The sequence below is a fragment of the Parasaccharibacter apium genome, from assembly GCF_002917995.1.
GTDB lineage: Bacteria > Pseudomonadota > Alphaproteobacteria > Acetobacterales > Acetobacteraceae > Bombella > Bombella apis.
Map to the genome: position 1 here is coordinate 62,201 of NZ_LMYH01000004.1, position 10,322 is coordinate 72,522.

Annotated in this window: 8 protein-coding genes; 7 read left to right on the forward strand and 1 reads right to left on the reverse strand. The window is 54.2% G+C overall.

What is annotated here, in order from left to right; translation table 11 throughout:
• Positions 1-107: 107 nt before the first annotated feature.
• Together clpS and clpA are read left to right on the forward strand one after the other, a co-directional pair.
• Entirely contained in the window at positions 108-488 is a 381-nt protein-coding gene (gene clpS, locus ASO19_RS02325; protein ID WP_227431527.1) for an ATP-dependent Clp protease adapter ClpS, read from the forward strand.
• A gap of 83 nt (positions 489-571) precedes the next feature.
• The gene (gene clpA, locus ASO19_RS02330; protein WP_103765308.1) at positions 572-2,902 is read left to right on the forward strand and encodes an ATP-dependent Clp protease ATP-binding subunit ClpA; all 2,331 of its coding nucleotides are present in this window, start codon (positions 572-574) and stop codon (positions 2,900-2,902) included.
• A 19-nt stretch (positions 2,903-2,921) separates the two neighbouring features.
• Here clpA and ASO19_RS02335 read toward each other — a convergent pair whose 3' ends face one another.
• Entirely contained in the window at positions 2,922-3,419 is a 498-nt protein-coding gene (locus ASO19_RS02335; protein WP_103765317.1) for a DUF3465 domain-containing protein, read from the reverse strand.
• A gap of 182 nt (positions 3,420-3,601) precedes the next feature.
• Here ASO19_RS02335 and ASO19_RS02340 point away from each other — a divergent pair, with 182 nt between their 5' ends.
• The 5 genes from ASO19_RS02340 to cas2 all read left to right on the forward strand — a co-directional run bounded on the left by ASO19_RS02340 (position 3,602) and on the right by cas2 (position 10,135).
• On the forward strand, positions 3,602-4,621 hold the full coding sequence (locus ASO19_RS02340; protein WP_103765309.1) for an MBL fold metallo-hydrolase: 1,020 nt from the start codon (positions 3,602-3,604) through the stop codon (positions 4,619-4,621).
• A gap of 19 nt (positions 4,622-4,640) precedes the next feature.
• A complete protein-coding gene (locus ASO19_RS02345) occupies positions 4,641-5,570 on the forward strand; it encodes an N-acetylmuramoyl-L-alanine amidase-like domain-containing protein (protein WP_103807255.1) in 930 nt (309 codons plus the stop codon).
• Between the two features lie 196 nt (positions 5,571-5,766).
• A complete protein-coding gene (gene cas9 / locus ASO19_RS02350; protein WP_103765311.1) occupies positions 5,767-8,952 on the forward strand; it encodes a type II CRISPR RNA-guided endonuclease Cas9 in 3,186 nt (1,061 codons plus the stop codon).
• Complete coding sequence (gene cas1, locus ASO19_RS02355) at positions 8,910-9,809, forward strand: type II CRISPR-associated endonuclease Cas1 (protein ID WP_086431345.1); 900 nt, start codon at positions 8,910-8,912, stop codon at positions 9,807-9,809. The genes cas9 and cas1 overlap by 43 nt, the downstream gene beginning before the upstream one ends.
• Positions 9,806-10,135, forward strand: coding sequence for a CRISPR-associated endonuclease Cas2 (gene cas2 / locus ASO19_RS02360; RefSeq protein WP_103765312.1), 330 nt, complete (start codon positions 9,806-9,808; stop codon positions 10,133-10,135). The genes cas1 and cas2 overlap by 4 nt, the downstream gene beginning before the upstream one ends.
• The last annotated feature ends 187 nt before the right edge of the window (positions 10,136-10,322 follow it).

A 10,322-nucleotide genomic window follows, 5' to 3' on the forward strand; every position in this document is an offset into this window, starting at 1 on the left:
ATGATGGGGCCAACGCCATCCCGTCAGAGCATCACACCATGCCCTTCGTGCATTTTCCTGATACAAGAAATAAGTCATATTTACCAACCAGTTCAGGAGCGTCCCCCATGCAGCACAGGCCACATGCCATGACATATGGGCTTCCCATGGCCTCTGCCATAGACGATACCGGCATGGCCCTGCCTGTCCACGCTGCCCGGGAAGACACACTGACATCCCGCAAGACGGATATCGCCTACCCCTCCATGTACAATGTCATCCTGCTGAATGATGACTACACCCCCATGGATTTCGTGGTGTTCGTGCTGGAACAGTTCTTTGACAAATCCCCCGCAGAAGCACAGGCTATCATGCTGGAGGTCCACAACCGGGGCAGCGGAGTCTGCGGGATTTTCACCTATGAAATTGCAGAAACGAAGGTCGGACAGGTCATGGACCTTGCCCAGAAGAACCAGCACCCTCTCCAGTGCACCCTTGAGAAAGCCTGAGGCCATCGCCACTTGATATCCTGACAGATTTCTGTACCGCCGCTTCATCATTCTGACATTCCTTCATGGCACAAGGAGCGCCTATGTTGTCCTCCACACTTGAACAGACGCTTCAGCGTGCGCTCCTCCTTGCGGGTCAGAATCACCACGAATTCATCACACTGGAACATCTCCTCTTTGCTCTCTGTGATGACCGTGATGCCATGGCGATCTTTTCAGCATGTCGGATCGACCTTGAGCTGCTCCGGCAGGATGTCGACCATTTTCTCCTGCATGAGCAGCAGGCCATCATCCGCCCCGAGCTGGACGATGCCCCCCAGCCGACAGCCGCCTTCCAGAGGGTGATCCAGCGGGCGGCAGTCCATATCCAGAGTGCAGGCCAGGCCATCATGACAGGAGCCCATGTACTGGTCTCCATGTTCGCCGAGAAAGAAAGTCACGCCGTTTTCTTCCTCCAGCAGCGGGGCCTGACACGGCTGAATGCCATCCATGCCATGCGGCATGACGACGTGGCAGACATCCCGCCGCAGACTGGCCAGACCGGCCGCAGGACCAGGGCCTCCCGCAAGGATGGTGGGGAAAACAGCGAACCTGCCGAGGCCGACCAGAAAGAGGCCCTCCAGACCTACTGCACGGACCTCAACGAGCGGGCCCGCCGTGATGGAATCGACCCGCTCATCGGTCGGGAAAAGGAAGTGGAGCGGGTTGTCCAAATCCTCTGCCGCCGGACAAAGAACAACCCCCTGCTGGTTGGTGATCCCGGTGTTGGCAAGACCGCCATTGCCGAAGGGCTGGCCCAGAGAATCGTGAAAGGCCAGGTGCCCGCCATCCTGGCTGATGCCCGCCTGTACAGCCTGGACCTCGGTGCCCTGCTGGCCGGTACACGCTACCGTGGCGATTTTGAAGAACGCCTGAAGACCATCATGAGCGAACTGGAGCAGAAGCCGGGCAGCCTGCTCTTCATTGATGAAATCCACATGCTCATCGGGGCGGGCGCCACGACCAATGGCTCCATGGATGCCTCCAACCTGCTCAAGCCGGCTCTGGCAACCGGGAAGCTGCATTGCATCGGCTCCACCACCTATCAGGAATACCGGCAGCATTTCGAGAAGGACCACGCCCTGACACGGCGTTTCCAGAAGATTGATGTCACCGAACCCTCACAGACCGACACGATCCGCATCCTGCGGGGCCTGAAGGAACGGTATGAGGAGCATCACGACATCCGTTTCACAGACCCGGCCATCCGCAGTGCTGTGGAGCTGTCGGTCCGATACATCCATGACCGGAAACTGCCTGACAAAGCCATCGACATCATCGATGAGGCCGGCGCCGCCTGCCGCCTCCTGCCCAGCAGCCGCAGACGGCGCACGGTTGGTGTTCGAGACATCGAAGCAACTGTGGCACGCATTGCCCATATCCCTCCCCGTCATCTCTCCGCAGATGACAGGACTTCCATCCGCCATCTGCCCGCCGACCTCCGCAAGGCCGTCTTCGGCCAGGATGAAGCACTGGATGCGCTCTCCTCAGCCGTCATGCTCTCCCGGGCCGGGCTGCGGGATACGGAAAAAACCATTGGCAGCTATCTCTTCTCCGGTCCAACAGGTGTTGGCAAGACGGAGGCAGCACGGCAGCTCGCCCAATCCCTGGGGATCAGGCTGATCCGTTTCGACATGTCAGAATATATGGAGGCCCATTCCATTTCCCGGCTGATCGGTACGCCGCCCGGCTATGTAGGCTTTGAACAGGGAGGCCTCCTGACCAGCGCCATAGACCAGACACCCCATGCCGTCCTGCTTCTGGATGAAATTGAAAAAGCCCACCCAGACCTTTTCAACATCCTGCTTCAGGTCATGGATCATGGCAAGCTGACAGACAATACCGGCAAGACGGTGGATTTCCGCAATGTCATCCTCATCATGACCAGCAATGCCGGAGCCAGTGATCTTTCCAAAGAAGCCATCGGCTTTGCACGCACTGCCCGCTCCGGTGATGACGAGGAAGCCATCAAGCGGCTTTTCTCACCCGAATTCCGTAACCGGCTGGATGCCATCATCCCCTTCGCCCCGCTGACACCCGCTGTGGTGGCCCACGTCGTAGAGAAATTCCTTGCCCAGCTGACCACCATGCTGGCGGCCAAAAACGTCTCCCTGCACCTCACCGCCGGTGCCCGGGCATGGCTGGCTGAACGGGGTTACGACCGGACGAATGGAGCCCGCCCGCTGGGCCGCCTGATCCAGAACCACATCAAGAAACCATTGGCCGAGGAAATTCTCTTTGGCAGGCTGACAGATGGGGGAACCGTCAAAATCGGGGCACGTGATGGCCAGCTGACCTTCACCATCTCCGCTGCGCCTGCGGCACCATCAGACAGAAAGGGCCGCAAACAGGCAGGAACACTCACCCCGGCCTGACACCGGGGTGGGTCGGTCTTCAATCGTAACGCTGACCGTTCACGCTGACATAGCCCGGCCACGGCCAGTGACGGCCCGTGCCATGATGGGTCCAGTCCAACCCCTGACGGCCAGGCCCATCATAATAATACCGCCCCTGCACCTCGACCTGGTCTCCGGTCTTCACCCATGGCCATGACGGGGCCTTCATCTCATCCAGATTGGACACCACACGGATGGGCTGGCCGCCCGCAACGGACATCAGAAAATAACCATGCATCCCGCTTCGGCTGCGACGGGCCCGGAAGACCTTCACAACGGTTCCGCAGACATGCTCTGGCAGGTCCAGATGCTGCCCATAGGGCACCTGCCGATGGGCAAACTGCTGGGCGTATCCTGCCTGATCCTTTACAAACCGGGCATTGTCACACTGTGCCGGCATGGTGGCTTCTGCCTTTGCCGGATGGCTCAGGGCCATCACACCAGCCAGAGCCACAAGCATGCCTGCCCTCATCATGACGGGATGAAAAAACCGCATATCTTCTCCTTTTCCTCCCCCTTCCCCCACGGGCGAGGCAGGAGTATCCTTGGAATGTTTCATCATTACTGGAACAATTGCCAGACATGATGCCCATTCATTACCGGATGACCCCTTAACGGCTCAACCATATTCGTGGCCGGGCGTTCCACCACCACCTTACCGTCAGGGAGGGAAAAACCATGCCTCTACATCACCTGAAAACGCTCCGTGACCGACTGAAAACCAGCCGGGCTGGAGCTGGGGAAACGCCTGTCACCTTTGCTGACAGCAACCCGGTTTTCGAGATCGTGGCCCTCGGTGTGCGGAGTGGTGTTGCAGATGGCAATCTGTCCTCCTACCTGATCCGCCCTCTGGGCACGAATGAGGCCGTCATCTGCGATGCAGGCACTCTGGGGCACGGGCTGAAACGGGCCGAGGCCCGAGGTGTCCTGAATGACATTCCCATCATGCCCGATTCCGCCCTTGGCCGGGCCGGTCATGTGCTGAAACAGACGGTCCGGGCCTATCTCATCAGTCATACCCATCTGGACCACGTGGCTGGGCTGGTTCTTTCCTCTCCCGAAGATACGCCCAAACCCATCTATGCTTTGCCAGAAACAAACGCCCTTCTAGCTGAACATCTTTTCAATGGCCGTATTTGGGGTGCCATGGGGGATAAAGGGCCAGAACCCCGCATCGGAAAATACAGCTATAAAGATATGGAAGCAGGGGAAAGCCAGAACATTGAAGGCAGCGGGCTGGAAATCACGGCTTGGCCTCTCAGCCATGCCAGCACGACTTCCACGGCCTTCCTCATTCAGCACCATGGACGGGCCATTCTCTATCTGGGTGATACGCAAGCAGATCAACCAGATGGCCCACAGAACCTCCAAAAACTTTGGAAGGCTATTGCGCCTCTGCTACGAGAGAAAAAGCTGCACACCATCATCATGGGCGTAACCTATCCGGATGCACAGCCAGAAAACGCCCTCTGTGGCCAGCTTCGCCCTAAAGACCTGCTACAAACTCTGCGGGACCTGGGACATATTTGCGGCGGGCGTCACCATATCCGGGGGCTGCGTGTTCTTGTTAGCCATGTAAAAGAAACATTCCATGAAGGCAGCAACCCAGTGCAGCATCTTTATCGGGAACTGCAAGACGGCAATGATATTGGTATCCATTTCATGATGGCAGAGCAGAGCGCACGCTATCTTGTCTGACGGGTACAATGACAACAATATGATGAAACGGCGGACCTTCCTCACCGGCCTCGGTTTGGGAGGTCTCGCTTTTTCCGGTCCATCTCTCGCAAGAGGAGATGGACATCATCATGCACGGACTAAACAACGGCATCTGCCTCATGGTCATGAGCACGCACCTGCTGCCGCCCCGCCATCTGATGCGCCCGCTCTCAGTACGCTCTCAGACACAACACGTCAGCAGATTACCCAACTTGTCAGCATAGCTCCTCATAAATCACGGCAAGAGCGCATCATGCTGATCTCACAATTCATGAAGGGCACGCCCTATCTGGCGCAGCCACTTATTGGCTCAACGAATACAGCTGAAGAACTTATTCTTTCATGGCGGGGTGTAAATTGCATGACCTTCGTGGAAATCATTCTAGCCGCTAGCCAAAGCTTTAATGTGGAGCAATTCATACACGCACTAATCGCCACACGATACAGTCATCATCATGTCAGCTTTACAGAACGACGACATTTTCTGAGTGACTGGTTACATGGCTCACCCGTTCTCTGTCGTGATCTGAGCCCGAAATTTTCGTATGCACAGCGGGTTGAGAAAACACTGAACCTGAAACTCTCTTCTTCCAACAATCCAGATAACGGGCATGAAAAGACCCAAGACCGTTATGTGCCGGGTACTCCACTGAAGAAACGCCTCATCACCTACCTGCCAACACGACCATTGCTTGATGATTTACAAACCGGTGGTGTTCGCAAGATTGTAAAAACGGGCGATGTTATCGGTATTTATAGCCCATTGGCAGGGTTAGATGTCTTCCATATCGGGCTAGCAATTTGGCACGGTAGAACCCTGCTCTTCCGCAACGCCTCTTCCCTTCCCGAACATCGCTATGTCGTGGACACCCCCCTTGACCACTACTTACAAGAGCGCCGAGGGGCCATCATATATCGCCCCCGCTAGGCAATAGCGAGACACAACACAATCATAATATATTGATAAATATAGCTAATAAGGGAATCCCTCCCCCTCGTAAACGAGGGGGAGGTAATCCTTCGCATGGAAAACCATGTTACCGTGGTTTCCCAACCGATTTGCCTAGACTCGATATTAAAAATAATACTTAAATGATGTCAATAGACATGAAGGAAAACATTTTATGACACCTATCTCCGAATCCCTCCTATTCGGTCTTGATGTTGGAATCAGCTCATGTGGCTGGGCCGTACTCAAGCACTCAGACATAACAGGACACATAGAAGCCCTTGGAAGCTGGTGCTTTAATGCCCCCGAAACAAAGACAGAACGCACACCCACCAATCAGATCAGACGCTCCAGCCGCCTTCTCCGCCGTGTCGTCCGCCGTCGCCGCAACCGGATGACTGAGATACGCCGTCTCTTTGCTCGGCATGGCCTGATCGATAATGACCGACCAGATGCTCTCCGCCAACCTGCCATTGACCCATGGGAAATGAGGGGGCAGGGCCTTGATCGCCAACTGACTCCCGAAGAATTTGCCGTGGCTTTGGCTCATATTGCCAAACATCGAGGCTTCAAATCCTCTGCGAAACGTGTCGGAAGTAATGCCTCGCCTGACGACAGTAAAATGTTGGCCGCGCTTGAAAAAACCAAAGAGCTATCAGCCCAATATCGCACAATCGGCGAAATGTTCGCCCGTGATTCCGCCTATGTACAGCGGCGACGCAACCGGGATGGTCTCTTTGACCGTACAATAAGCCGGGATGACCTCATCGATGAGGCAAAAATCCTCTTTGATAGGCAACGTAAGCTAGGCAACCCCGTTGCCAGTACCGAAATTGAGGAAGCTTTTACCCGCATCGCCTTTTGGCAGAACCCCATGCAGGACAGCGGCGTACTGGTAGCCTCCTGCCCTTTCGAGCCGAAAGAAAAACGTTCATCCCGATTCTCACCGTCCTTCGAGCGGTTTCGTCTTCTCTGCCGCCTTATCAATCTCCGTGTTACCGATGGCCCAGAAGAACGCCCTCTGACAGAAGAAGAGCTACGCCTTGCCTACGAGCACGCAGGTAAAACACGCAAACTGACAGCCGCCGCCATCCGTAAGCTCATCGGTCTACGGGATGATCAACACTTCACCACCATACCACCAGAGCAAGAAAAACAAGACATCACAAGCCGGACGGGAGAGACATTTGCAGGCACGGCAACGTTCCGTTCCGTACTAGGAGAATCGTTATGGCGGCAGTTACTGCCACATCCTGAATGGCTTGATAACGCTGCATGGATCATCAGTTTCCATGAACTAACGGAAACTATCATAAAGAAACTGGGCGAAATCGGCCTTCCTGTCGAAGCCTACGAACTCATCTGCGATGCTCTGAAAAGTGACAAAAGTCCATTTGCAAAATTCAAAGGGGCCTCCTCCCTCTCCGACAAAGCCGTACGGGCTCTTATCCCCTACCTTCAGCAGGGTCTAACGTACGACAAAGCCTGCCAGAAGGCGGGATATGATCACGCTGCATCCCGATTCAGCGGCCGTGCAACAATCGATACAAAAGCCAAATTTAACGCTCTCATGGCTGAGGTCCGGGACAGTATTGCCAACCCCATCGCCAGAAAAGCCTTGAGTGAAGGGATGAAACAGCTCTGGGCCATGCGAAACCGCTGGGGTCTACCGGGGGCCATCTGTATTGAACTGGCTCGTGATGTAGGTAACAGCCTTGAAAAACGTAAGGAAATTGAGCGTAACCTCAAAACCACGGCCAAACAGCGTGCCAGAGAGCGTGAAGAAGCCTGTGAACTACTGAACTTGAAGGAGGTTTCTTCAGATATCCTCCTACGGTACCGCCTCTGGAAAGAACAGGGAGGCCGCTGCTGTTATTCGGGCAAGTCCATTACACCGGACATGCTCATGGCACAGGATAATCGGATTCAGATTGATCATATCCTGCCTTGGTCTCGTTTTGGGGATGACAGTTACAGCAATAAAGGGCTTTGTCTCGCAAAAGAAAATCAAGCCAAAAAAAACCAGACACCCTATGAGTGGATTCATGGCCAGGGAACCACGGCCCAGAAGGAACAATGGGACAAATTTGTCGCCGATGTGGAAAGCCGTAAAAACACCAAGGGCCTGAAAAAGCGCAATTTCCTTCTTAAAGGCAGCAAAGAGATAGAGGAACGTTTCCGTAGCCGCAATCTCAATGATACACGCTATGCGGCCCGCCTGATGGTCGAGGCGGCACGCCTGCTATATCCCGCCGGACAGCGCGGCGAAAAAGGGGGAACAAGGCGGGTATTCACCCGTCCTGGGGCTCTAACAGCTGCTCTCCGTCATGCTTGGGGTGTTGAATCCCTCAAAAAGATCGGTGGGGAACGCCTCCATGATAACCGTCATCATGCACTGGATGCCGCCATTGTGGCGGCTGTCAGCGAAGCAGAAATCCAGAAACTCACGAAGTCTTTTCAGGAATGTGAGCAGAAAGGCCTATCCCGCCCCATGCGGGATGTTGCCCCACCATGGGACGGATTCCGGGATCAGTTAAAAGAAAAATACGAGACCATTTTCGTCGCCCGTCCCGAACGCCAGCGGGCCCGTGGTCAAGGCCACGAAGCCACGATCCGACAGGTCCGGGAAGAAGAAACAGGCCCGGTCATCTATGAACGCAAAGCCGTCAGCGCCCTAACCTTAGCTGATCTTGCCAAAATCAAAGACCCAGACCGCAATGCCGGTCTTATCGCCTCCCTCCGCCAGTGGATTGAAGCTGGGAAACCAGCAGACAAGCCACCAAGAACCCCGTGCCACCAGAGCGCAGCAGGCCATGAAATACGCAAAGTACGCCTTGCTACCATAATTACACCAGCTGTTCCTGTCCGAGGGGGCATGGCGAAGAGAGGTGACATGACACGGGTTGATATCTTCAAAGTCATCGGGAAAAAGGGGAAGCCAGAATGGTACATGATCCCCATATATCCCCACCAGATCATGAATCGTTCCCAATGGCCAGCTCCCCCTAATAAAGCTGTCGTCGAAAAAAAATCCGAGGAAGACTGGCCTATCATGGGGGCAGAAGCTCAATTCCAGTTTAGTCTCTATCGCTACAGTTATGTGCAGCTTTCTAACGAGAAATCTGTCATAAAAGGATATTTCTACAGCTGTAATCGGTCAAAAGCTTATATTACTCTAGTCGATTCAACCGAATCAACCGACTCAACCGATGCTGCACCGTCACAAAAAGACAAATGTATAAAAACCCTGGAGCATATCCAAAAATTTTCCGTTAATCGCTTCGGCGAATTGTCACCCGTCAAACAGGAGACACGAACATGGCATGGCGTTGCGTGCACATCTCCCGACCAGCACGATTGAAGCTAAAAGACGGACAAATGCTTATTGTGCAGGATGATGACACCATCACCCTGCCATTAGAGGACATAGCCTGCTGCGTACTCGACACGCCACAGATCACTCTTTCTGGTGCCCTGCTTTCCACGCTTGCCGTGCAGGGCATCATCTTGATCGTACCGGATGCCAGACACCACCCAGCCGGACTTCTCCTCCCCTTCCACCAACACTATGCACAAGCAGACATCATACAGTTTCAGATATCCGCTTCTTTGCCACTCCGTAAACGACTTTGGCAGCTGCTCGTCACTACCAAGATCAACAATCAAGCGGCCGTTCTGAACATGCAAAGGCATAGTGAGGCCAACAGGTTGCAAAACATGATAGACCTCGTGACCTCAGGCGATAAGGCTAACATCGAGGCACAAGCCGCCCGCTTTTACTGGTCCCGGCTTTTTCTCAACTTCACTCGCGCCAACGAAGCTGATAAGCGCAATGGCCTTTTAAATTATGGCTATGCCATCCTTCGTGCAGCCTTGGCACGTGCCTGCGTTGCTGCAGGACTTATCCCTTCACTAGGAGTGCATCATGCATCTCGCACCAACGCCTTCAATCTTGTTGATGATCTCATAGAACCTTTCCGCCCCTTCGTGGACCAGATGGTAGCCCAATACCATCCGGAGCCAGCCACTGCTTCAGCCAGTCTTGAGGACCGCCAGTTCATGGTTGGCATCCTGTCACAATCTGTTCTGATAGGCCAAGAAACCATGACTATTCTTGCAGCGACTGAAATTGTTGCCTCTAACCTGGTTAAAGCCCTTGAACATAACAGTGCTGCCTTACTGCGCCTGCCTGTCTGCATCGCTGGGGGTAGCTCATGAAAGCAGAGGAGACCCGATTCTTGTGGCTAATAATCTTTTTCGACCTCCCCGTCCGCACCAAAATTCAAAGGCGGCAGGCAGCGCAGTTTCGTAATTTCCTACGTGATGATGGATTCATCATGCTACAATATTCTGTCTATGTTCGTGTCGGACGGGGACAAGACAGTCTCGATAAACATTTACGCCGGGTTCGAACCGCCCTCCCTAAAGAAGGAAGCGTCCGAGTTTTGCAAGTAACGGACAAACAGTATGGAAGGATGGAGATTATGCTCGGCCTTGCCAAAAAAACCGAAGGAATAGGCACGAAACAGATGGTGTTGCTATGATTTTCGATCGTAAAAACAATAAAAAATCATGCAACATCAATCTGTTACGCAAGAGCTAGCCTACCATAGGCAAATCGGTAGGGAAACCACGGCTTTTGCGGCGTTTACCCTCACGTTCCCCATAGCCTACCATAGGCAAATCGGTAGGGAAACCACGGCTTCCTGCCGCCTGCGGGCGGTTTTTTTG

Excerpts from the sequence above, each read along its gene's own strand:
- clpS (WP_227431527.1), top strand. The coding sequence starts at position 108 with ATGCAGCACAGGCCACATGCCATGACATATGGGCTTCCCATGGCCTCT.
- clpA (WP_103765308.1), top strand. The coding sequence starts at position 572 with ATGTTGTCCTCCACACTTGAACAGACGCTTCAGCGTGCGCTCCTCCTT.
- ASO19_RS02335 (WP_103765317.1), bottom strand. The coding sequence starts at position 3,419 with ATGCGGTTTTTTCATCCCGTCATGATGAGGGCAGGCATGCTTGTGGCT.
- ASO19_RS02340 (WP_103765309.1), top strand. The coding sequence starts at position 3,602 with ATGCCTCTACATCACCTGAAAACGCTCCGTGACCGACTGAAAACCAGC.
- ASO19_RS02345 (WP_103807255.1), top strand. The coding sequence starts at position 4,641 with ATGATGAAACGGCGGACCTTCCTCACCGGCCTCGGTTTGGGAGGTCTC.
- cas9 (WP_103765311.1), top strand. The coding sequence starts at position 5,767 with ATGACACCTATCTCCGAATCCCTCCTATTCGGTCTTGATGTTGGAATC.
- cas1 (WP_086431345.1), top strand. The coding sequence starts at position 8,910 with ATGGCATGGCGTTGCGTGCACATCTCCCGACCAGCACGATTGAAGCTA.
- cas2 (WP_103765312.1), top strand. The coding sequence starts at position 9,806 with ATGAAAGCAGAGGAGACCCGATTCTTGTGGCTAATAATCTTTTTCGAC.